Here is a 23673-nt window from a genome sequence, read left to right on the forward strand (position 1 = left end):
TACCAAGGCCTATGACTCCGTCCAATACCCCACTACCTGATGAGCCGCCGCCCACCGGCCTGCCGCGCCGCTCCCTTGGCAGCCTGATGCCGGTGGGCTTTGCCCTGGCCGGCATCGCCCTGTCGGTGCTGCTGGGCAACCTGGACGTGCAACGCCAGCCTGGCGGCCTGATGGCCAGCCCTCTGGTCTCGCCGCTGCTCTGGTTCGCCCTGGCCTGTACGGGTTTGACCAGCCTGTTCCTGGCGTTGATCAACCGCAAGCAACGCCAGCTGCAGCAACGCAACCGCGAACTGCGTAGCTCCCAGGCGCAGCTTGAGCGGCTGGCCCATTACGACACCATCACTGGCTTGCCCAACCGCGTGCTGTTCCAGCAACAGCTGGCCGATGCCATTCTCAAGGGCGATGGCCTGGCTGTGCTGATGCTGGACATCGATGGCTTCAAACAGGTGAACGACAGCCTCGGTCATGCCATGGGTGACCTGTTGCTGCAGCAAGCCACCGCACGCTTTTTGCAGGAGCTGGACGCGGCTGACCGGGTATGTCGCCTGGGCGGCGACGAGTTCGTTTTCATGCTGCGCGGCACCCAGGGCCAGGTCAGCCATCAAGTGGGCCATCTGCTGCGTTGCCTGCAGCGGCCGTTCGACCTCAACGGCAGCACCGCCCTGGTGACCGGCAGTATCGGGCTGGCCAGGTGCCCGCAGCATGGCGAGGATGTCGGCAGCCTGCTGCGTCACGCCGATACGGCGATGTATGCAGCCAAAGAAAGCGGGCGCAACGCCTGGCGCCCTTACCACACGGATATGACAGCCCGCCTGCAGCAGCGCCTGGAGCTTGAGCGCAACCTGCGCCGTGCCTTGCAGGCGAACGAGTTCGAGCTGTGGTATCAACCCAAGGTCGACCTGTTCAGTGGCTGCGTGCAGGGTGTCGAGGCATTGCTGCGCTGGCGCGACCCGGTCCATGGCCTGGTGTCACCTGCCGAATTCATTCCGTTGGCCGAGCGTACGGGCTTGATCATCCCGCTAGGTGAGCGGGTGTTGGCCCTTGCCTGCGCTCAGCTGGCCGCCTGGCGTGACGAGGACCGCCTACCCGGGCCCATGGCGATCAACGTGGCGGCGCTGCAGATCGAGCGCAGCGACTATGTCTCCAGCCTGGCCCAGGCGCTGGAGTGTCACGGCCTGGCGCCGAGCCTGCTGGAAGTGGAAATCACCGAAAGTCTGCTGATGGAAAGCCAGCAACAAGCCTGTGAGGTACTGGCCCAATTGCAGGCCATGGGCGTGACCACGGCCGTGGACGACTTCGGCACGGGCTATTCTTCCTTGGCGTATTTGCGAGCGCTGCCGATCGATCACCTGAAGATCGATCGTGCGTTCATCAAGGACTTGCCGGACGATGACGATGCAGTGGCCGTGGCCCGGGCCATCATCGACCTGGGCCACGCGCTGGGCTTCCGGATCACTGCCGAGGGCATTGAAACCCAGGAGCAGTATGACTTCTTGCGCAACGCCGGATGCGACCAGGGGCAGGGCTATCTGCTGGCCCGGCCAATGCCGGCGGCGGACCTTGCGCGCTGGCTGGCGACCCGTACCGAGCGGGGCCGCCAGGGCAGCGCCTGACCCGCCTCAGAGATCCAACAGCAGGCTGGCTGGCGAGTCCAGCGCCAGCTCGCGGAAGGCGGGGTCTGTATCCATCCGCTCCAGGCGGCGCCACAGTGATTCCAGGCCCGTCAGGGTGTCATCGTAATCGGCCGCGTCGTCGATCAGTTGGCGCAGCGCGCGTCGGTAGTGCAATGGCACCCGCGTCCACAGCTGCAGCCGCCTTGCACTGGCGTCGGCCAGCAGTGGCTGGTAGTCGATATCCGACACCAGCAGGTCCGCACCCTGCAGCTGGTAATACTCTTCAATCTGCTCGCGAATGTGCGGCCCAAGCGCCGGGCTTTCCAGGGTCAGGGCATTGGCGGTGTCAACGGGCAGGGTGAAGCCCGGCGCCAGGCGCTGGAACTGGTTCTCGGACAGGTCGATGATCAACGCCGACTCCAGGCGCTCAAGGCCTTGGGGGAGTTCGGTCAGGCCGCAATTGACCATGAACACCGAGCCAAGCCCCGGCAGGTGCTGCAGGTTCGGCGCCTGGAGCAAGGGGTTCTGAGACAGGTCCAGCACCCTCAACCCGGTCAGTCGCTCCAGCGCTGCCTGTGCGCGGGCGTCCCAGCTGATGCGGTTATGTTCAAGGTCAAGCCATTGCAGGTTGCCGGGTACCCGAAGCTCGGGAACCGCGTCGAAGCGGCAACGGCTCAAGGTCAGGCGCTGCAGTTGGGGCAGGCTTTGCAGCCAGTGTGCGGGCAACTCGCTCAGGGCGTTGTTACCGCTGAGGTCAAGGTCGGCGATGTGGCTCAAACCCGTTGGCAGCGTGAGGGACGCCAAGTCGCTGTTTTCAAGCTCGAAGTTTTTCAGGTCGAGGGCGTGGATGCGTTGGCCGGTGGACAGCACACGGATCGAATTCTGCTGCCAGGCGTTGAGAATCTTGCGCACGGCGGGCCGGCGCCTGGGAACGGCCGCCGCCCATCGATCAAGGTCGATGCGTACCTGCCTCAAGGCGTCTTCGCGAATTTGCAGTTCCGTTTCCGCAGAGCGCATCGTGTTACGCCAGTCTGCCTGCAAGCGCTCGACCTGCTCCTGGGTGATGCTGGGGTAAAGCCTGCGCAAGCGCGCCGGCACGCTCCGATCGAAGAACGGTGAACTGGGTACCTGTGGGGAGAGCGGTGCGCCACCGCGCAACCGGTGACGCAGGGCAGGGCGCTTGGCCTGGGGCCCCCAGAGGCGCAGTGGCCATTTCTCCCGCTCGGCAGCGGCCAGGTGTTGCGTATGCTCAGCCAAGGCTTGTGCGCTGCCCCAGGTCGCTTTCAGTTTCGCTGGCGCTGCGCTGTACAGCGCTTGGTAGGCGTCGCGATACACGGGCCCGGCCACCGGGCGCTCGCCCTTGAACACTTCGTACCCCAGGTCAGACCTGAGCAACACGCAACGCTCGCTGGCCTGTTGCGCGCCGATGGCCGCCAGTAGGCGGCCATCGGGATGGGTTTGGCGGATTTCCAGGCGCACGGGGTCTGGCCAGCCGGAATGCCGTTCAATGCAGGCCAGTAGCAAGCGTTCGCTGTCGCTGTCGGCCAGGCGTGGCTGGTACAGGCCCTCCAAGGCCCGGGCCAGGGGTAGATCGCGGGTGATCTGCTGGGCTTGCTGCTGCAGCCAGGCCGGGAGCGTACCCTGCGAGTGCCAATCGGCCAATGCCTCTGGCGAGAGGCGCGCCAGCAGGCGCCTGGCCAGCGGTGGTGTCAACGGCGCATAGGCCTGGCACAGCCGCTGTTCGGCGGCGCTTGCCGTACGCTGGTAAATGCGCGTCAGTGCCGCGCCGCCCAGCTCGGGCATCTGCTCGGCCAGCGTAAGGCGCTCCAAACTATCGGCGAGCAGTGCAGGCGTGGCCTCACCGGCCAGGTGGACTGCCAGCAACTGTGCCCGGTCCACGCCACTGATGACCATGGCCTGCTGCAATTGCACATCGTCCAGGGTATCCACGGGCAAGCCCAGGCGCCGTATGCACTGGCTGTCGGACCAGCCCTGGGGCACCTCGTGCTCCCCCCGCCAGGCGCCCTCGCCGTTGTGTTCCAGCAACGGTTGGTAGGCCTTGGGGTCAGTCGGGTGGACTACCCTCCAGCGCGGGTCGGCACCACGCTGGGCTACTTCATACTGTTGCCCCTCCATGCGGATGAACTGCCTGCCCTGATAGGCTTGCAGCCCTTGCGGGTCGGCTTCAGGTTCTGCAGGTAACGGCTCGGTACGCGCGTAGCCTGTCAGGTCCGCTCGCCAGAGTCGCTTGCTGCCGTCCTGCAGCTTCACCGGTTCGAGGCTTTCCATCAGCGCGCTGTTGAACAGCTTCGGCAGCACCTTGCCTGCTGCATGCAACCCGCCGATCACAGCCAGGTTCAAACCGACCGCCTCGATGTGCTGCAAGGCCAGGTGGCGGTCGCCGATGCTCCACGCCTGGTAACCCTCGAACACCTCCCCAAGCAATTGGCAGGCGACTACCCCTGTCATCAGGGTGCCGACCCCGGGTATGAAGAAACCTGCAATCATCAGGGCGTTCAGGCCGATGCTTTGCCACTGGGCCATGCGCCGCTGGTGCGCCTGCCGGTCGAGCGCTGCGCTAGGCACTGCCAGGGCTGCGGCCTCGGCCTTGAGGCGTGCCACATGGTCGTCGTAGAGAAACCTCAGCAGGGGCGCCTCGATGGGGGCAAGGGTCAGGTGCAGGTCGGCGCCCTCGCGCATCGACCACTGTTGATCCAAGGCACTGGTACCTGTGGCGTCGAGGTTCTGCTGCAGCAGGTCGAAGAAGCGGTAGCACTGCACCGATGACACGTAGCGCTGGAACGCGCGTCGGTACCCCGCTTGCAGCAAGTGGGTGGCCAGATGCGCATGCACCCCTGCAAGGCCAGGGAACTGCAGCAGGCGCTGCTCATCACCCGGCAGGTACAACAGCAACCCCGCCTTGCCAGCGTCGATGATCAGGACTTCGTGCAGCGCGATGCCGAACAGCGATGGCTGCCAGCAGGGCAGAGGTGTATCGCCCAGGAGCGCCTCGATGACGTCACGGCCGGTGCCGGTGATGGTGTGGCGCAGCAAGGCCATGTCGGCGGCAAGCCGCAGGCGATCGCGCAGGGTGTTCATGAAAGCTGCGCGTACTGGGCTCGAGGGTGTTTCGAAGATCGTCTGCAGGTGTTCCTGATACCGCTGCCCAATGTCCAGGTCCCGGCAAGTGCTGGCGAAGCTGCTGGGGGAAAGCGGCAGCGGCTTGATGCGATATGACTCGGACGGCAGGTCGATATCCACCAACGTATCGCTGTCGCCCAGGGTGGTCTGGCCGACGACCGTGGTTGCTTCGAACTGTGCATCACCGGCCAGTACCAAGGCACTGTCCTGGCTGAACGTAGGCTGCTGTTCAAAGTTGTGCAGGGCGGCTTCGAGCAGGCTGGTGGCTGTGTGGCCAGTGACGTAGGTGCCGAACGTGAAGATGCGTTGAATATGGATGAGCTGGGTACTGCGCAGCGGCACCGAGAGTTGGTGCTCGGTTTTGAGTCGTTGTCCGAGCAAGTCTTCGGCAAATTCGGCAACGTTCTGCAGCCCAGCCGTGGCGCGCGCCAGCTGGTAGTGCGAGTTGTCCAGCCGGCGCTGGCTGGCAAGCACTGCTTCGCGCAGATCAGGTGCAGCATTGGCGAACCATGGCAATTGTTCATCCAGGCCTTGTGCGGGCAGCATGCTCTCGCGCAAGCGCTGCCAGTGTTCAGGGTGCAGGGTTCTGGCCCATGCCGGTAGCTGTGCCTGAATCAGTTGCTGATGAGGGTTGTGAGGGGCGAGATCAGTCATCGTCGGTACCTGCATGAGGGAAAGAGCCGGTAGCAGGCACCGTTTGCAGCGCAGCGGTGAGGTAGTTAACTACCCATTGCAGTAATTAATGACTAGAACCGTGCAAGAAAGAAAATTGACGTCATGAAATGAAGGCAGGTGATTGCAAAACGCCGCTTGCTAATGCGCGGGCTTGCATCTTAAATTGTTACTGAATGTTAGGCCGGCAAGGGGCAATGTTGTCGGAATATCAGTCGCTTACGTCACTGTCTTGAGCAATAACCCGCTTCTCTTCCGATAAGGCCGTTTGAATTCAAAGGACGTCGAAGAAGAAATGAAAGCGCACATGATGGCCGTAGCTCGAAAACTCATCTCGCCTTCGCTGCGTTACGAGATCAGAACCGTATCAAACGTGTTACGCGACATGCTGGGGCGGGCGTGCTTCTGGCATTGGGAGGTCGCCCGGTTCAGGCTGCAGCAGGAAAGCCCCTACGAGATTCTGTACATCGGCCGAAAGCAACAGCGTGAGATGGCCAAGCTGTTGATAGGCGGCAAGGCGCAGCAGCAGGCACCACAACCTGAGGGCTCGGCAGGCAGCTTGCCCAGCCGCGTAGTCGTCAGTGAGTTACCCACCCTCGGTGCGCTGTCCGTTCCCCACTACCTGAGTGCCGTTGTACCGCTGGGGCGCTCGCTGGACGATATCACCGCGCGCTATGACAGTGAATTGCGCCGCAGTATCCGCAAGAACCGACCGCTCTATGAGATGAGGCAAACGCTGGCTGATGACGAAATCGCCATGGCCGACCGTGATCTGCTGCGGCCGTATGCCAGCGCACGGCAAGGCATCCATGCGGCGCAGTTTCCCACCGAGGAAGTGTTCCGCCTGGCCAAGGGTGTTGGCCGCCTGGACTTGATCACGTTGAACGGCGAGGTGGTTGCCTGCCACCTTGGCTGTGAGATAACCCGGGCGGGCAAGCGCTACTGGAGCACATTACGTTTCGGTTACTGCGAAGCCGTGTTTTCCGATGCCAAGAAACTGCGTGAGGTCAACTCCATCACCACCTACATGGCATTGGAGTGGGCCTTGGCCAATGGCTTCGACTACTACGACATCGGCCTTTGTCTGGCGCGCCCGGACGATGGGTTATTGAAGTGGAAACGCCGGCGCGGGGGGGATATCGACTCACTGGGCAACCACGCTTACATGTTCATCCGGTTACCCAAGACGGGCGTGGCGCGTTTTCTTTGGGACACGCCGCTGTTTGCGGTCGAAGGCGACAAGTTGACGCTGCACCTCGGTTTGCCGGAAGGGTCCAGTGATGAAGCGCTCGCCAGCCGCTACCACGAAATGGTGTTTGGCGGCTTGCACAAGATATACCTGTATGGGGCTAAAAGTTCGGGGGAATTGTTCTTCGAGAACTTGCGTCAACGCTATGCGAACTTGAAATCACCGCCCACGATGGAAAGGGTGTTGTCCAACTAACTTAGCGTCAAGGCCGGCCTGGATAAGGACGTTACTTTCGATCTTTTTTGGCGCTCTTATAACAGGGGCTTTCCATGGGTAGCGATATTTCTAAGTTCAGTTCGACGCTGATCACCAGCGAAACTGCCTGGACACTGGCGGCCTACAAACACATGGCGAGAAAGCGGCTTGCCCGTAAAGCCGATATCGACATAAAAACGCGCGCGGTTAAAACCTGGGACATTGCACCCGGTGAGACCACCGTCTCCCCACCGGCGTTTTTCCTGCCCAACCAGTTGGAGCGTGTGACCGGCTGGGAGGCCAAGCGGTTTTTCCCTCATGTTCACCCCGCCAGCACCATGCAAGGCGGTATTCGTACGCAGCAAGGCCCGACGCGGGGCTACCTGCTGAAGGATGTATGGCTGATTGACGGGGCTTTGTACAAAGACGATGCCACCCACTGGCTGTCGTTGAAGCCCAGCACCTTTCCGCGGGTAACGGTGGACTACGAAATCGAGCGCGGTGCCGTGTATTGCACGCAAAACGGCAACACGTGGTTCGGCACCTGGTTGATGGAAAATTGCCCGACCTACGCACTGGCGCGCAACGAGGGCATCCCTGTTACCACGGCACCGTCGGCCAGGTTTCCACTGTTCACTCAAGCCCCCGGTTACGAGGCGTGGCTGGACATGCAGCCCTTGCGCTTGCGTAGCGCCTTTTTCAAGGAACTGGTGCTGTTCGATGACGTGAGCAACAACAGCAGCCGGCATCGGCGCTACCGCGCCATGGGCGACAAGTTGCTGTCGCATGTGGACCCTGTGACGCACCCCGGCGTGTTCATTCTGCGCGGCTGTGAAGGGGAATTGCGGTTCATGCGCAATGAACTCGAGGTCGCCGAACACCTGCGCAGGCACCGTGGCTTTCGAGTCATCGACCCACTCAAATGCGATGTGCCGACCATCGTTGCGGCGTGCGCGGGGGCCAGGACGGTGATCGGCGTGGAAGGCAGCCAGCTGGTTCACGGCGTCAACGTACTGCGCTCAGGTGGCTCGCTGCTGACGCTGCAGCCGCCCAACCGCTTCGTCAGCTACTACAAGTACCTGACGGACCGTGACCATCAGCATTTCGGCTTTGTGGTCGGTATGCCGCAGGGCGATGGCTTCACGATCGCTATCGATGAGGTCGAACGTACCCTCGATCTTTTCCCGTCATAAGCGTGACGCGAAGCGCAATGATTCGCACTGTTTCTCGTCTTTGAAACACATCGTTCAAGCCGCGCCTGGGTGTGTCTATCCGCAGGCGAGCCATTGGGAGCCCAGATGAAAAACCTTTTTTTCCGCCATATCAATGCGTTGCTACAGGTTAGCCACCCTGAAAAGAGCCTGCATCTTCTGCATGTCGAAAATTTGACTAATCAGGGGGTGGTCGATTGAGATTTATTATGGTGTCGGAACGTTGACGTAATGGCATCGTGCCCATAAGCTCAAATCAACAGCGATTCATTCCTCCGCCAAAAAACCATAATAAATTTTCCTCTTCGTAGGAGGGGACCATGCGCTCAACACTGTTCATCAAATCCATCTTTTTGTTGGTGTTATTGAGTGGGGCGGCACGGGCGGCTGACTCTTATATGAGCCAGACAAACATTGTTCCCCTGTCGACGGCAGGCTGGGTGTTCGCCTTTGCAGTAATCGGGTTTGTCGCAGTTGCCAACAGAAAGAAAATTTGAGGACGTTGTTATTACAAATACGAAGTACTTATCCGTGGTGCCAGTGAATTGACGCTAGATAACGGATGTTTAGGTCAAATACGGGATCAGTCGCTTGTCAATTTTACAGCTGTTGCTATATTCCAGTAGCTGACGCCCCAGGCGCAAATTGGCAGTGGCAGGCGAAGCGGCATTGCGGTAACAGGGCCTCCTGGATGCTTGAGGCCGTCGCAGCGCGATAACGGCTGCGAAGTGGAGCGAGAGGTTTTGTGTCGTTCTCATTCAGTGCTCTTGAACCTGGGCCGCAAGGCCGGAGGGATCCCTGATGGCGCGTTTGCTGATTTCCATCTTCTGCGTATTGGTGGCTTGGTCCGGCAGCAGTGTTGCTGATCAAGGCAATTCGGCGTATCTGCTCAGCCCCGGTGACCGCGTGCTGATTTCGGTCTGGCAGGAGGACACCCTTCGCCAGGAAACCGTCGTACTGCCCGATGGCAGCATCACCTTCCCACTGGCAGGCCGTATCGATGTGGCCGGCCTGGACGTCACGGCGGTTGCCGCCAAGGTCACCGCCGGCCTGAAACCCTACCTGGCCGATCCCAACGTAAGCGTCGTCGTCACTGGCACGGCGGGCAACCTTGTGTATGTGCAAGGCAAAGTCATCAAGCCAGGGCCGGTGCCCATGGCAGGCCCTACGGCGGTGCTTCAGGCGCTGAGCATGTCGGGTGGAATGGACAAATTCGCCGACGAAAGTGCCATCAAGGTCATCCGCGGCAGCGGCCCCTCACAAAAGGTATTGCCGGTGCGCTACAAGGATCTGGTTTCTGGGCGCGACATGTCCACCAACTTCCAACTTCAGGCTGGCGATACGCTGGTCGTACCTTGACTCTTCCAATATATAAGAACCTCTAGTGCCTATTTTTAGACCAACGCATATTGCAACGGCAATGATGATGTTGCCGTTGTCTGGGGTGGTTCACGCCGCCATTTGGCAGTCTTCAGTCGTGGTGCCCACGTCTGTCGAGTACGACAGCAACCCATTGCTCCTGACGTCCGAGGAGGAAGGTGTGACGCGTACCATCATTGCGCCCGACTACAGCCTGATCGGTCAGTTCGACCGCGACCAGTTGCGTCTGGGCCTGGGTGTCAACGTGCTGCGCTCATCCGACCGGTCGATCGTCGATGACCGAGAAGACCCCAAGTTGAGCCTGGGGTGGCAGCGCGAAACCCAGACCGGAGGCTTCGGTTTGCTGGCGCGTTACGAGGAAAGCTCCACGCTGTCCGGTGCGGTGCAGGACACCGGTGTGGTCACCACCGACGGCACGCAGAAGATGTCCACGCTCGAGGGTAACTGGAGCAGTGCGGTGACCGAGCGCAGCACGCTGGCCAACGTCCTTACCTATTCGCATGCCCGTTATGACATCAGTTCGCTGACCGGTTACGACGAGCTGTACAACACATCGACGTGGACCTACGCCTGGAGTGAGCGCACCGACATCATCACCGGTTTCGACGCCAGGCGTTATGAGCCGCAGGACGATACCACCGCAGTGTCTTCCAACAGCTACAGCCCGAACATCGGCGTCAGGCACCGTTTTTCCGAACGGTTCGAAGGCGAGGTGCATGTCGGCGTCAACAAGACCACGGGGTCTGGCGGCGGGCGCCGTGGTGAAGGTGGCATGTCGCTGTTCTACCGGGGTGAACGTGCCGACGCCAGTTTCAGCGCTGAGCGCAGCACCGTAGCCAACGCCGAGGGCGGCTTTGCCGAGCTCGACATGGTGCGCGGCAGCTGGAGCTACCTGGTCACCGAGGTCGACCGCGTAGGTGTGGATGCCTCCTGGCAGGACAGCAAAGGGGTGTCGCCAAACACCTTGCAAACCTATGGCGTGTGGGCCAGCCGCGCATTCTCACCGGCCTGGGACCTGCGTTTTTCGTTGATGTACAAGCAGCGCCAGCAAGACGGCTTGCCCGATGCTGACGCGACCATTGCCGGATTGACGTTGACGTACAGATATCCCGACATCTGACTCTCGCACGGGTGGCCACCATGAAATCGGACTACGAGCTTTCCCTTAAAGATTACATCGCCATCATCAAGGACCGCGCCTTGTTGCTGGGGGTGAGCATCGTGGTCGTGATTGCGGCAACCATCGGGGTGGCCGTCACGGTGCCGCCCCTTTACCAGTCGACCGGCACCATCCTGGTGGAGTCGCAGCAGATTTCCCCGGAGCTGGTCTCGGCCAACAACAACAGTTTTGCCGATGAGCGTATCGAGGTCATTCGTCAGCGCGTCATGACCCGCGAAAACCTGCTGAAGATCATCGACAAGTACAACCTGTTCGCTGACAAGGGCAGGCGCTTCAGTGAAACCGACAAGATCGAGCAGATGCGCAGCGCGATCGCCGTGGCCACGCTCAGTACCTATGTCAAAGGCCGCGGCGAGGCAACGGTCGCGTTCACGGTTTCGTACGAGGACAAGCGCCCTGAAGTTGCCAAGGAAGTGGCCGACGAACTGGTGACGCTGTTTCTCAACGAAAACATGAAGCAGCGCACCGAACGGGCAACCGAGACCACCGAATTCCTTACCCAAGAGGCGAACAAGCTGGGCGCCGAGTTGGCTGCACTCGAGAACAAGCTGGCGGATTTCAAGCAGGCGCACGCCAATGCCTTGCCTGAGAACCAGCAGTTGCGCATGAGCATGTTGTCGCGCTCGGAGCTGGAGTTCCGCGAGGTCGATCGTGACTACAAGGCCGCCCAGGAAGAGCTGCGTTACCTGGAGCTGGAACTGGCGGCCGCCAATGCGGGGGTGCCCGCGCAGGCGGCTGGCGGCAGGCCTGCCGCGGCGGACCAACCCCAGGACCTGGCCAGCCTCAAGGCTGAGTATGCCCGGCTGTTGACCAGGTACACCCCGGCGCACCCCGATGTGGTGGCCGTCAAACGCAAGATCGACCTGCTCAAGGCGTCGGGCGAGAAGGGGATCGCCGCTGCGGCGGCCATGAATCTCGATGCTGCCAGGGTACGCACCAAAATGGCGGCTACTCAGTCGCGCATCGCATCGCTTGCTGAACAGAAACGGCAGCTGACGGCCAAGATGGAAGGCTATGAGGCCGATATTCTCGAGGCTCCGCAGGTGGAGCGCGGCTTGGTCACGCTGATGCGTGACCATGACAACGCGCGCAAGAAGTACGAGGAAATCCGCAACAAGGAAATGGGCGCGAAGATCACCGAAAGCCTGGAGCAGGAAAACAAGGCCGAGCGCTTCGTGCTGCTGGAGCCGCCTTTGATGCCGGAAAAACCGGTCAAGCCCAACCGCAAGAAAATTGTCGCATTGGGCCTGGTGTTGGCGCCGGCAGTGGGTGGCGGGCTGGTGATGCTGTTGGAAATGCTCAACCAGCGTATCCGGGGTGTCGGTGCCCTGGAAAGCGTGCTGGGCAAGCGCGTGCTGGTGGCCGTGCCGTACATTTCCACCCAGGCCGATGTAGCCAGGCGCCGCAAGTGGCGGGTGCTGCTGGCCATCGCCGGGTTGTTACTGATTGCTATGCTGATGGTGGTCGTCCATGTGTTCTACATGCCACTGGACCTCTTGCTGTTTAAAGCTATGGCTCGGTTTGAATAGGGAAGCGCAGCGATGGACAGAATTACGCCGGCTATCGGAAAGAACATTCATCAGGTTTCTCCCTCTCCCGCTGAAACGCCAAAGGCGCCGCTCGTGCCGCAGCAGCCCGAAGCCTTGGGGCAATTCGACTACGTGCAGACCAAGGTGGTGCCGCTGCGGGCGGAGCACCTGGAACGCAACCGGATCGTCTCCTACAACAAGAACTCGAACATGAGCGGGGCCATCGACCTGCTGCGCACGCAAGTGTTGCAGGCCATGGAAGAAAACGGCTGGCGGACGTTGGCGATCACGTCACCGACACCCGAGGCGGGCAAGACGGTGCTGGCTGTCAACCTGGCCATGAGCATCGCCCACCACACCACCAAGACCGCATTGCTGGTGGACTTCGACCTGCGCCGACCGAGGGTTGGCAGCAGCCTTGGCCTGCCCATGGACAAAGCGCTGAACGAGCTCCTCAAAGGCGAGGCCTGGCTGGAAGAGGTTCTGGTCAACCCGACCTTGCCGCGGTTCGTGGTGTTGCCGACGCGCGAACCGATACCGATGTCCACCGAGATGTTGTCATCGCCCAAGGTCAACAGCCTGATCAGCGACCTGCGCGACCGCTACGACTCGCGCATCTGCATTTTCGATCTGCCACCGCTGTTGAGTTCCGACGATGCATTGACCGTCTTGCCGAAGTTCGACTGTGTGCTGCTGGTGGTGGCCAACGGGGTGAACAGCAAGAAGGACATCGAAGATTGCCTGCATCATCTGGCGACAGCGAACCTGATCGGGGCGGTATTGAACAAGGCGGATGAGCAACCGCGGCCTTACTACTGAGCCTTTGATTGCTGAAGCAAGGAGCTGGCTGACCAGGCTTGCTCCTTGCTTGCGCTTGCCGTTGCGCTCACCTCATTGCCAGGGGTATTGAAGCTCCCATTCCCAGGCGTGCCGCACGATCTGCTCCAGTGAATCGAAGCGTGGTTGCCATCCCAGCACCCCCCTGGCCCGTGCAGCGTCCGCCACCAGCCTGGCGGGGTCGCCATCGCGGCGGGCTGCCTCGACCACGTTGATCTGCCGCCCGGTCACGACCCGGGCGGTGTCGATCACCTCCTGCACCGAAAACCCAAGGCCATTGCCCAGGTTGAACGCCGTGCTTGCGCCACCGGCCAACAGGTAATCCACCGCCAGCGCGTGTGCCGACGCCAGGTCGGCCACATGCACGTAATCACGGATACAGCTGCCGTCGGGGGTGTCGTAATCATGGCCGAACACAGTGATCGCTTCGCGCCGGCCAGAGGCCGCCTGCAGGATCAACGGGATCAGGTGGGTTTCCGGTTCGTGGCATTCGCCCAGCAAACCTTCCGGGTCGGCGCCCGCCGCATTGAAGTAACGCAGGCACACCGAGCGCAACCCGTAGGCGCGGTCGAAGTCCTGAAGGATCTGCTCCACCATCCACTTGCTGCGCCCGTAGGGGTTGATCGGCACCTTGGGGTGCTGCTCATCGATGGGGATGTACTGTGGGTCGCCGTAAACGGCTGCCGTAGAGGAGAACACCAGGTGCTCGATCCCCGCTCGCACCATGGCATCGAGCAGGGTCAGCGTGGCAGCGACGTTGTTCTGGTAATACTTGCACGGGTCGCTGACCGACTCGGCCACCTGGATGAACGAGGCAAAATGGAAAACCGCATCGAAGTGGCAGTCGTCGAACAGGGCATCGAGCGCGTGCGTATCTGCGATATCCAGCTCGACCCATTCGATAGCGGGGCCGGTGGCCACGGTATCCGCTACCACCACTTCATGCCCGGCGGCCAACAGGTGCTTGACCATGTGTGAGCCGATGTAGCCTGAACCCCCGACAACCAAGTACTTCATCCAATCCTCCTGGAACAGAAGCAGCGTCGAATGCCTGGAATACAGGTCTGAATTGACTCTAGATGGCGATATGCCCTATTTCAAGAAAAGCCAGTTGGCCATGCTGCGGCCATTGAAACGGATGATGTAACGCCCCTGTTCGTAGCTCGACGCCAGCACCTGCTCCTGGCCGTCGGGCGTGCGGCCGTAGAGTTTCAAGCCTGCTGGTGCCTTGACGCTCAGGGTGCCTTCGAGCGGCTCGACGTGAAACGGGGTCATGTCGTCGGGCCGGGGCACGGCACGGGTACCCAGTGAAATCAGCAGGCTGCGCGACTGGTTCAACGGCTTGGTATCGAGGCTTTGTACTACCACGCTGGCATACGCGGTTTTCAGCTGCAGCTGGATGTCGCCAAGGTCCATGGCCTGGCCACCCAGCCAGCCGGTCGCGGCCTGGGTCGAGGGCGTGTCGATGGTGTACACGCCCCGTTGCCAGTTGCGCCGCAGTTGCCCGGTGTCGGTGACCGACTCGCGGGCGTTGGCATCGAGCAGTGACTGGTCCGGGTCGTGCAGTACCTGCGCATCGGCGGGAATGGTACTGGCCTGCAGCCACGGCAGTTGCGCCGTTTGGGGCATGGCGATCTGCAGTTGGCCCTTTTCCATGGCGGTGCGCAGCAGCACCGAGGTAGTGGGTGTGATCGCCCTGTTGAACAAGGTCTCTGCAGTGGGTGCGAAGACGTAGCGGGTTGTCGCCAGCTGCACGTCCTCGCGGCGGTAGAGCAGGGCGGCGGCGGGCAGGGTAGCCATCAGCGCCGGGTCGTTGTAGGCATTCCAGTTGTCTGCGCGGCGCCACTGGCTGAAAAAGGCCTGCTGGCTGTAGGCGTACTGCATGATGGCGTCCCAGCCCTGGTGGCTGGCCGTGGCAGCCACATACAGCGGCAACGAGTGGCGATCAGGCAGCGGGAAGGGTTCGGCGTTCCACTCAGTGACCGTCATCGGCAGGCCCACCACCTGAGCGGCGCCGAGCCAGTTGATCAAGCCATCGCTGGTCAACGGGTTTTTCTCCAGCTGCCCGATGCCGCCATAGCTATGGGCATCGATCACGTCACCGGTGGTCAGCGACGGCAGCGAGGACAAGCCGTTGCCGCCCCAGGTGCTGGTGGTGGAGATGGGGACCTTGACCCCGATGTGGCGCAGGTCAGTGATCATGTCGGCGAAGACCCGGTGTTCCAGGTCGTTGAGGAACAGCTTCGAGGGCCCGTGCTCCCAGGCGCGCCAGGTCTTATCCGCCGGCAGGTCCTGGCGGCTGGCGAACGCCTTGGCTTGGTCCATGTACAGCCGGCTGTGGCGGGGCACGCCTTTGTCCGGCAACAGCGCGTTGCCAAAGTGCTGGGTGATGTCGTTTTCGTTGGTGAGCAAAATGGCCGCGATGGCCGGGTCGTCCTTGTAGGCAAGCCCGGTATAGCGGTTGACGTGGGTCATGTAGCGTTCGGCGAAGCGCTTCATGGCCTGGGCAATGGTGACGTTGACGTAGGCATAGCCCTTCACGCCAGCGACGCCTTGCTCTTTGGGCAGCTCATCGAAGGCGTAGATGTTGTCGTTGGCGGTCAGGATGCGCGAGACGTTCATGTCGAGCCAGACATACACGCCTTCGTCCTTGAGGCATTTGATCCACCAGTCGATCTTCCTCAGCGATTCGGCGTCCAGTTGCTCGGTGTTCTTGATCTGCGTGAGGTCGCCGAAGATGTTCGGGCTCACCCACGGCGAGTCATGGTGGTGCAGCCGTACCAGGTTGAACCCCAGTGCCGACAGCCGCTTGGCCTGCGCCTTGATTTCATCGTCCGGCGTTTTGAACAGCGCATAGGCCGACAGGTTGGTGCCCCAGAAACGCGCCGGAGTGTTGTCGGCAAACACCAGTCGTTCACCCGAAGCTTTGACGAAACCACGCTTGCCGGCTGGTTTTTCCCCGGCGTTGAGAAACGAAAGGTCCACCGGTGACGTGCGCCAGTCCAGCTGGTCGTCCGGCCATTGCGTGGGGTCGGCCAGGCCGAAGCGTTCGCTGGGCGTGGGGCCGATGGCGACGTCCCCGGTCACGGTCAGCGCCGCCTCGATCTGTTGGCGGCCAGGCAGAATCGGGTCGGTGTAGAAAAAGGTTCGCACCTGGCTGGTGTCGCCGCGCTCGAAGTAGACCTTGGCCAACGGGGGATCGAAGCGCATTTCCACGTGCGGGCCTTCGCTGTTCTTGCCCCAGGCCCAGCCACGGTTGCCGGGCAACAGCACCGGATCGCCCATTTCCCCGGCGATCAGCGCGGGGTCGAAGCGCCAGACGATGCCACCGCCCATGACATCGTCTTGCTTGCTCTGTGCCTGCAGGTCGAAGTGCCAGGTCAAGGTTTGCTCCTGGTCCTTCTGGATATCGGCCTTGAGGTCGAAATCAAGGTCCTTGTTCCGCCCCGTCAGGGTGTAGCGGTAAGGTCCCTGAACCTTGAGTGTGGGGTAGAAGCCCGTCCAGCTCCAGTCTGGCCCCCAGAAGTCGAAGCTTGAGACAAAGGCCGGGCCGCCGCCGCGCGTCAGGGTGGGCAGGCCGTTCTGTTCGTCGACACTGACAACCCAGTCCGACGCCATGCCGGCCAGCGGCAGCATCAGCAGGCCAACCAGTGCCGTTGCCCGGGCCAAGGGGCAGAATGAAGTGCCGGTCATTGAACTACCTCGGTTGCAGGGTGGCGTTGGCTGGGTGTTCGGCATCGGCAAAAGCGTGCCTGCGTACCATCTGGATGTAGGCGATGCCGAGCCCGGCAATCGACCAGTACACCACCGGGATGACCGTGATGCTGCTGACCGTGAAAATGGTTACCAGAATGCCCAGCAATGTCGCCAACAGCACCCGGCCGAGCTGACGGTAAGGATCATTCCTGTCGGGGAAGGTGCGCATGCTCTTGTTGATGCCCATCAGCACGCAGGCGAAGAACCCTACGAACAGCCCCAGCCCAACCAGGCCGATCCTCAGCGCCAGGCCGATGTAGGTGTTGACGATGTCGATGATGCCTTCGCCCTGGATCATCGATTGCATTTCCGGCGTGTTGCGGAAATCGAACGAACCAAACAACGGGTAGCGCTGAATGACGATCCACGAATTGTCGAGCAAACGCTCGCGGTAGGTGATGTTCTCATTGTCCACGCTGCCGATGAACGGCAGCAGGTCGAGGATCTTGTCGCCGCCAGGCACGACGGTCAGCACTGGAATGCTCAGCACCCCTGCCAGGGCGAGCAGGGACAGGCGCGTGACCGCACGCTTGCCCATGGCGATATACACGACAATCATCACTGCCGCGCCCACCCAGGGGCCGCGAGACAGGGGGGCAAACAGGCCGGCGGCCAGCAGCAAGGCCCCAAGGTTGCGTTGCAACTGGCTGCGCACAAAGCCCTGCACGAACAGGAACAGGCCAATCGCAACCGTAATCACATAGCCCAGGGCAATGGCCTGGCCGGCGGTGACGCTGGCACGCAAGGAACCGCCCCGGCTCAGGTAGCCCTTCATGCTCCATTCCACACCCAGGGCATCGAGCAGGGCGTTGTACAGCAGCCAGTGGCGGGCGTACTCAGCCACCGCCAGCAGCGACAGGACCATTGCCGCAATGACAAAGGCCAGCATCGCGTCCTTGAAGTCACTGAGCTCTCTCAGCCCACGGCTGGCGACGTAGTAGGGCAGGAACACGTCGACATACAGGTACACCGCCTGGCGCAGGGTATCGGTAATCGTGGTCTCGCGCAGGTACAGCAGCCCCATCAGCAACAGGCTGGCGGCCAGCAGCTTGTCGGCCCACAGGCGGCCGAAACGCAGCGTGCCGCTCTGCTTGCTCAGCACCAGTGCGGCGGGAAGCAACACGCACAGGGTCAGGATGCGTTGATGGTTCAGCTCGATCAGGTAGTTGACCACGCCAAACCCGGGCACTTCTTTCGAAGCGGGCGGGATGACGAACAGCAACAGGAAGAACAGCGCCATGGGGTTGCGCTCCCGGCGCCTGGCCGTGAGCAGGATGACGGCGGCAACGGCGGTGTAGATCCAGTAGCTGTGCGCGAAGAAGGCCACCAGTGTCAAGGCGAACCACAGGTTGCGGCGGCGCTTGAAATCGCCCTCGGCAATCAGGTCCGTCGCCGGGCTGCGCGCGAGAAAGAACACCACGCAAGCCAGGAACAAAATGACGATCAGCGCACGTAAATGTTCGGGCATGGGAGAGTTCACCTGTCCCTGGGTGGATGGGCACTAGCATCATGGCTAATTGAAACTATAGTGACTTCTAGCCATTCAGTCAGAGATTCAACTCATGCCGTCGATTGATGTGCAAGCACCTGCCAGTCTGCGCAAGCGTGCCATGGGCGCAGGCGCATGGAACCTGGTCTCGCTGGTGGCCTCGCAGGTGCTGCGCCTGGGCGGCAACCTGATCATGGCGCGGATACTGCTGCCGGAAATGTTCGGGGTCATGGTCATTGCCACGACCGTTTCTGTGCTGTTGCACCTGCTGTCCGATGTCGGCCTGCGGCAGAACATCATTCAAAGCCACCGCGGCGACGACCCCTTGTTCCTCAACACCGCCTGGACGGTGCAGATCGTGCGCGGCTTCACGCTGTTCACGCTGACGCTGCTGTTGGCCCTCGGCGCCTGGTGGGCGCAAGTGGCCGATCTGTGGCCGGCGCATTCCACCTACGCTGCCCCAGAGCTACCGCTGGTGCTGGCGGTGACCGGCATTTCAGCGATCATTTGGGGGTTCCAGTCCACCAAGATAGACGTCGCGGTACGCGCCTTCCAGCAAAAGCGCGTGGTGCTGATAGAACTCGCCTCGCAGGTCGTCGGGTTGATCACGATGCTGGTCATCGGGTATTTCACCCGGTCCATCTGGTCTCTGGTGATCGCCGGGCTGGCCTCGGCACTGGTTGGCACGCTGCTGGGCCACTTCGCCTTGCAAGGCCCGCAGAACCGGCTGCAATGGGACCGTGCAGCGCTGACCGAACTGATCGTGTTCGGCCGCTGGATACTGCTGTCTTCGATGGTCGGGGTGCTGGCGATGTATGGCGACCGCATCTGGTTCGGCGGCACGATGACGGTGGCGCAGCTTGGGGTGTATTCCATTGCCGTGCTGATTCTGGGGTCGATCCAGACCGGCTTGCTCAAACTGGTTGCGTCAGTGGCGCTTCCGGCCTTCAGCGAGGCGGCCAGGGAAGGTGACCATGCGCGGCTGAAAAAACTCTACTTCCACTTCAGGCTGCTGGTCGATCTGGTCATGCTGTTCCTGTGTGGCGGCTTCCTGACCGCCAGCCCACTGCTGATCGGCTGGATGTACGATGATCGCTATGCCGGCGCAGGCCCAATGCTGGCTATTCTGTCGCTGTCGTTCTTCACCTTGCGCTATACCTTGGCACATCAGTTGTGGATAGCCTTGGGCCATACCAAGTACCAGGCCATGGACAACATCATCCGGCTCGTCTCGTTGTGGACACTGATACCGTTGTTGCTGTTCATGGGCGGAGTGAAGTACGCCATTTGGGGTGCCGCTCTGCATACCTTCCCGACGCTGGTACTGATTGTCTATGTCAATGCCAAGCTGAATATCTGGAGTTTCAAGCGTGAACTGGTAGTGCTACCGATGTTGGCGGTCGGTGCAGCGTGTGGGTTGCTGATCACGCGCTTTTTCGAATGGCTCTGAAGCCTTCCCGGCAGGCTGCTCAATAAGAAACCGGGCTAGATAAAACCAACGGCATAGGTCTTGTGATCATGGGGAAGCTACAGTTTCTTGATCGGCAATTGGGTCGTCGCGGCTTTCTTCGCAATGGGGTATTGCTGGGGGCCGGCGTGGCCGTTTTCGGTATCGGCGCCCGGGTTGCGCGCGAACCTGCGCAAAAGGGCGGGTTCGTCGTGATCAACGGGTGGGTCTTGCCTAGCGAATACTTCAAGGACAGTCGAGCATGATCAAGGACTTCCAGGCTGAGAAGACCCTGCGCAAGGCCTACGACGTGTGCATCATCGGTGCCGGCCCGGCCGGCATCACCCTGGCCCTGCAACTGGCGCAGGCGGGGTGGAGCGTGGCGCTGCTCGAAGGGGGAGGGCATGAGTATGAACCACGCTCGCAGAACCTCTACGCCTGCAGCTCGACCGGCCTTGAGCTTTATGCCGAACAGACGCGCCTGCGTTACCTGGGCGGCACCTCCAATCATTGGGCAGGCCGTTGTCGCCCGTTCACGCCTTCGGATTTTGCCGTAGCACCGCCGGTGGGCCTTCCGGGCTGGCCGATCGATTATGCGCAGATCGAGCACTACCTGCCGGCGGCCATGGCGATCGTCGACTTGCCGCACGGGGCTGATTTCAAGCCCGAGAACACCGGCCTGAACGGGGGCGAATTCGACGCTGATTGTTTTCTGCTGAGCCCGCCAACACGGTTCGCGCAAAAGTATGCGTCGGCGCTCACTGAAACGCCTGGGCTGGAAGTGTTCATCAACTGCAATTGTGTCGACCTCGAATTCGATCAGGCCTCTGGGCAGTTGCAGGCAGCGGTTGTGTGCGATTACGACAAACAGCGCGAGCGTGTCGTGGCCAATCAGTTCGTTCTGGCGATGGGGGCGATCGAGAACGCCAGGCAATTGCTCAACAGCGCTTCGCTTGTGAAGGCGGGCGTCGTGAAAAAAGAAGGCCTGACCGGACGTTGCCTGATGGAACACCTGAACATCGACCTGGGCACCTTCATTCTCAAAGATGGCGTGGGCACCGAGCAACGCCAGTATTACACCACCGATGCATTCGTCGCTGAGTACCAGGCCGGCAAGGGCAATGTCTCTGCCACGGTACTGGCCGATGTGCAGACCTACGGTAGAACGGCTGAGGTCAAATACTTTCTGGAAAACCTGGCGTGTCAGATGGGGCTGGCCAGCAAGATCGAGTTCGTCGCCAAGTTCAGCTGCCCCGGCGATGGCGTGCTGACCACGATGATCGAGCAGTTTCCGGATGCGCAAAGCCGCATATCGCTGCTCGACGAAAAAGACGAACTGGGCGTTGCCAAGGTCAATGTCAATTGGGTGCTCAGTGCCACCGACAGGCATACCATCAAGTGCATCGGCGCTGAACTGGCCAAGCAGTTCGCCCAGGCGGGGCTCGGCTTTATCAAGCTCAACGATTACGTCTATGACACCGAACTGCCCTTGAAACTGTCGCCCCATGCCCATCACATGGGCACGACACGCATGGCGGCATCCCCCGAGTTCGGCGTGGTCGACGCCGACTGCAAGGTGTTCGGCAGTGAAAACCTCTATGTAGCGGGCAGCAGCATTTTTGCTACGGGCGGCGCCTCGAACCCGACGATGCCGCTGTTGCAATTCGCCCTCAGATTGGCCGACCACCTCGATGCGAAAATGAGGGCGGCCAGTGGCGCGATGGCTTGAACGGATGAGCAATGAGGGGAAGGGTTGAGTGCGAAAGGGTCAGCATGAACAAGAATGAGACCGGTTCGCCTCAGGGACAGTCCAGGACCGCTTGAAGTGCGAGGGTAGCAGAATGATTGGATGGATTCGCAATGCCATGACGCAGTATGTCTACTCAACAGGACGGGGAGGTTCGGCTTACAAGAAATTCTGCAACCCAACTCCTTTGGAGTGGGGCACCTACCTGGCACGGTGGGGCAAATTCCACTCGGTGGGCAGCAATGTCTATATCAACTGCGGCTGCAATGTAACCGACCCCACGCTGGTGCGTATCGGCAGCAATGTGGGCCTGTCGGACTGTACCTTGATCGGCCACGATGGTGTGGTGGCGCTGATCGAGATCTGTTACGGCAAGCAACTGGATTCGGTCGGCTACATCGACATCAAGGACAACTGCTTCGTCGGGCATGGCGCGATCGTCATGCCGCGCGTGACCATCGGGCCTGACTCGGTGGTTGCCGCCGGGGCAGTCGTCACCAAGGATGTACCGCCTGGCACGGTGGTCGGCGGTAACCCGGCCAAAGTCATCTGCACCACTGAAGAGCTGATCACCCGGGTCGAAGCGCGCTGCAATGCCTACCCCTGGATCGAAACGGTCAAGCAGCGCAAAGGCGCTTACGACCCGACGGTAGAACCTGCACTGGCGCGCCAACGCAGCGAGTACTTCTTCGGAGACGGCAGCAATGGATAGAAAACCCGTCGATGTGATGGTCGTCAATTTCAATACCGCATCGTTGTTGCAGCCGATGTTCGATGCGCTGCGCCAAGCCGGCAGTGAACGGTTGGCCAGCTATCTGGTAGTGGACAACGCATCCGTCGACGATTCGGTGCAGCGCCTGGCCGAGGTCTGCCCCGAAGCTGTGCTGCTGAGCAACACGCACAATGTCGGTTTTGGCCGCGCCAACAACCAGTTGCTGGCGCACCTGCAGGGCAAGTACGCGCTGCTGCTCAACACCGACGCTTTCGTCGCTGCCGACAGCCTGCAGAAAACCATCGATTACATGGACGCGCACCCGGACTGCGGCGTGCTGGGCGTGCGCCTGGTGGGGCGCGACGGTGATCTGCAGCCCAGTTGCAGGTACTTCCCCACGCCCTTGAATGTATTTGTCGCGCGTACCGGGCTGGGGCGCTTTTTCCCCGGGGTGAAGATGGTCGACGAGATGACCTGGGACCATGCCTCGGTGCGTGAATGCGACTGGTTGCCGGGCTGTTTCTACCTGGTGCGTCGTGAAGTGCTCGATCAAGTGGGCCTGTTCGACCCGCGCTACTTCCTTTATTACGAGGAGGTCGACCATTGCAAGCGGGTCAAGGATGCCGGTTGGAAGGTGGTGTTCTACCCGCATACCACCGTCGTGCACATCGGCGGGGAGAGCTCCAAGTCGGTCGCCGAGCTGGAGGCTGCGAGCCGGCAGATCTCCAGCTACCAGATCGAGAGCGAGCTGCTGTACTTTCGCAAGCACCATGGCGTGCCGGGCCTGACCCTGCACATGGTGCTGGTGAGCCTGGGTGACCTGGTGCTGGCGCTCAAGGCACTGCTCAAGGGGCGAGGCTGGGGCGCGATAAAGGCCTGTTGGCTGCACACGCGCGCCACCTGGTCGCTGTTGCTCAGGACCCAGTTTGCCAGCCAACCCACACGGTAGGTGAAGCCATGTTCCAGAACATCCGCGCGGACTTGCGTGCACACGGTGGAGATTGGGGTGCCCAGGGCTTCTGGGTCCTGGTGGTCTATCGCTTTGGCCGTTGGCGCTACGGGGTGCGGCCGGCGCTTCTGCGCAAGCTGCTGTCGTTTGTCTACAAGGTGCTGTTCAAATTCGTGCAGATCATCACCGGCGTCGAATTGCCGTGTGAAGTGGTGATCGGCCGCAATTTCGTCATCGATCATTTCGGCGGCATCGTCATCAGCGGCTATGCGCGATTCGGCGATGACTGCCGGATCCGCAACGGTGTGGTGGTCGGCCTGAAGAACGTCAATGAACCGATCGCACCCACCTTTGGCAACAACGTCGATATCGGCGCCGGGGCCAAGGTGCTGGGCAACATCCGCATCGGCAACAACGTCGCGATCGGCTCCAACGCGGTGGTGCTGATCGATGTGCCGGACAACTCACTGGCCGTGGGCGTACCCGCGACCATCAAGGCGAGAAAACCCAGCGAAGCGATGGAGTTCACATGAACCAGGCAATGGCTGACCGTACACGGGGTGGTT

General features: G+C 61.3%; 17 protein-coding genes. 13 read left to right on the plus strand and 4 right to left on the minus strand.

The features are described from left to right. Positions 1–11: 11 nt before the first annotated feature. Positions 12–1613 (plus strand): putative bifunctional diguanylate cyclase/phosphodiesterase, encoded by a 1602-nt coding sequence (locus tag ACIPZH_RS18275; RefSeq protein WP_400637199.1) that lies wholly within the window; start codon positions 12–14, stop codon positions 1611–1613. 6 nt (positions 1614–1619) lie between these two features. On the opposite strand, the gene ACIPZH_RS18280 is transcribed toward ACIPZH_RS18275, so the two are convergent. Next, on the minus strand, positions 1620–5408 hold the full coding sequence (locus tag ACIPZH_RS18280) for a dermonecrotic toxin domain-containing protein (protein WP_400637201.1): 3789 nt from the start codon (positions 5406–5408) through the stop codon (positions 1620–1622). A gap of 313 nt (positions 5409–5721) precedes the next feature. On the opposite strand from ACIPZH_RS18280, the gene ACIPZH_RS18285 reads away from it, so the two are divergent. The 7 genes from ACIPZH_RS18285 (at position 5722) to ACIPZH_RS18315 (ending at position 12989) form a co-directional block, all read left to right on the plus strand. Beyond that, the gene (locus tag ACIPZH_RS18285; protein WP_241803685.1) at positions 5722–6870 is read left to right on the plus strand and encodes a GNAT family N-acetyltransferase; all 1149 of its coding nucleotides are present in this window, start codon (positions 5722–5724) and stop codon (positions 6868–6870) included. A gap of 74 nt (positions 6871–6944) precedes the next feature. Next, positions 6945–8063, plus strand: a complete 1119-nt coding sequence (locus ACIPZH_RS18290; protein WP_400637202.1) for a glycosyltransferase family 61 protein — start codon at positions 6945–6947, stop codon at positions 8061–8063. Positions 8064–8401: 338 nt separating this feature from the next. Then, positions 8402–8578 (plus strand): EPS-associated small membrane protein EppA, encoded by a 177-nt coding sequence (eppA, locus tag ACIPZH_RS18295; protein WP_241803681.1) that lies wholly within the window; start codon positions 8402–8404, stop codon positions 8576–8578. Positions 8579–8882: 304 nt separating this feature from the next. Further along, entirely contained in the window at positions 8883–9440 is a 558-nt protein-coding gene (locus tag ACIPZH_RS18300) for a polysaccharide biosynthesis/export family protein (RefSeq protein WP_241803679.1), read from the plus strand. Between the two features lie 25 nt (positions 9441–9465). Beyond that, positions 9466–10581, plus strand: coding sequence for a hypothetical protein (locus tag ACIPZH_RS18305; protein WP_400637204.1), 1116 nt, complete (start codon positions 9466–9468; stop codon positions 10579–10581). A 20-nt stretch (positions 10582–10601) separates the two neighbouring features. Then, positions 10602–12170, plus strand: coding sequence for a GumC family protein (locus tag ACIPZH_RS18310; RefSeq protein WP_400637206.1), 1569 nt, complete (start codon positions 10602–10604; stop codon positions 12168–12170). 12 nt (positions 12171–12182) lie between these two features. After that, positions 12183–12989: a CpsD/CapB family tyrosine-protein kinase gene (locus tag ACIPZH_RS18315; RefSeq protein WP_241803674.1), complete on the plus strand. Its 807-nt coding sequence runs from the start codon at positions 12183–12185 to the stop codon at positions 12987–12989. A 72-nt stretch (positions 12990–13061) separates the two neighbouring features. Here ACIPZH_RS18315 and galE read toward each other — a convergent pair whose 3' ends face one another. From galE to ACIPZH_RS18330, 3 genes are all read right to left on the minus strand, one after another. Beyond that, a complete protein-coding gene (galE, locus tag ACIPZH_RS18320; protein WP_400637207.1) occupies positions 13062–14024 on the minus strand; it encodes a UDP-glucose 4-epimerase GalE in 963 nt (320 codons plus the stop codon). Between the two features lie 75 nt (positions 14025–14099). Next, complete coding sequence (locus ACIPZH_RS18325) at positions 14100–16700, minus strand: glycosyl hydrolase family 5 (RefSeq protein WP_400637208.1); 2601 nt, start codon at positions 16698–16700, stop codon at positions 14100–14102. Between the two features lie 4 nt (positions 16701–16704). Then, positions 16705–18231 (minus strand): O-antigen ligase family protein, encoded by a 1527-nt coding sequence (locus ACIPZH_RS18330; RefSeq protein ID WP_400626457.1) that lies wholly within the window; start codon positions 18229–18231, stop codon positions 16705–16707. Positions 18232–18325: 94 nt separating this feature from the next. Between ACIPZH_RS18330 and ACIPZH_RS18335 the strand changes: the two genes are divergently transcribed. The 5 genes from ACIPZH_RS18335 to ACIPZH_RS18355 all read left to right on the plus strand — a co-directional run bounded on the left by ACIPZH_RS18335 (position 18326) and on the right by ACIPZH_RS18355 (position 23640). Continuing rightward, complete coding sequence (locus tag ACIPZH_RS18335) at positions 18326–19702, plus strand: oligosaccharide flippase family protein (protein ID WP_400626455.1); 1377 nt, start codon at positions 18326–18328, stop codon at positions 19700–19702. Between the two features lie 259 nt (positions 19703–19961). Continuing rightward, the gene (locus ACIPZH_RS18340; protein WP_400637210.1) at positions 19962–21428 is read left to right on the plus strand and encodes an FAD-dependent oxidoreductase; all 1467 of its coding nucleotides are present in this window, start codon (positions 19962–19964) and stop codon (positions 21426–21428) included. 112 nt (positions 21429–21540) lie between these two features. Next, positions 21541–22158 (plus strand): acyltransferase, encoded by a 618-nt coding sequence (locus ACIPZH_RS18345; protein WP_400637212.1) that lies wholly within the window; start codon positions 21541–21543, stop codon positions 22156–22158. After that, positions 22151–23107 (plus strand): glycosyltransferase family 2 protein, encoded by a 957-nt coding sequence (locus ACIPZH_RS18350; RefSeq protein ID WP_400637213.1) that lies wholly within the window; start codon positions 22151–22153, stop codon positions 23105–23107. Before ACIPZH_RS18345 ends, ACIPZH_RS18350 begins: the two co-directional genes overlap by 8 nt. An 8-nt stretch (positions 23108–23115) precedes the next feature. Continuing rightward, complete coding sequence (locus ACIPZH_RS18355) at positions 23116–23640, plus strand: serine O-acetyltransferase (protein ID WP_400637215.1); 525 nt, start codon at positions 23116–23118, stop codon at positions 23638–23640. Positions 23641–23673 lie beyond the last annotated feature (33 nt).

The sequence above is a fragment of the Pseudomonas sp. NPDC089758 genome (assembly GCF_044748705.1).
Taxonomy (GTDB): domain Bacteria; phylum Pseudomonadota; class Gammaproteobacteria; order Pseudomonadales; family Pseudomonadaceae; genus Aquipseudomonas; species Aquipseudomonas putida_X.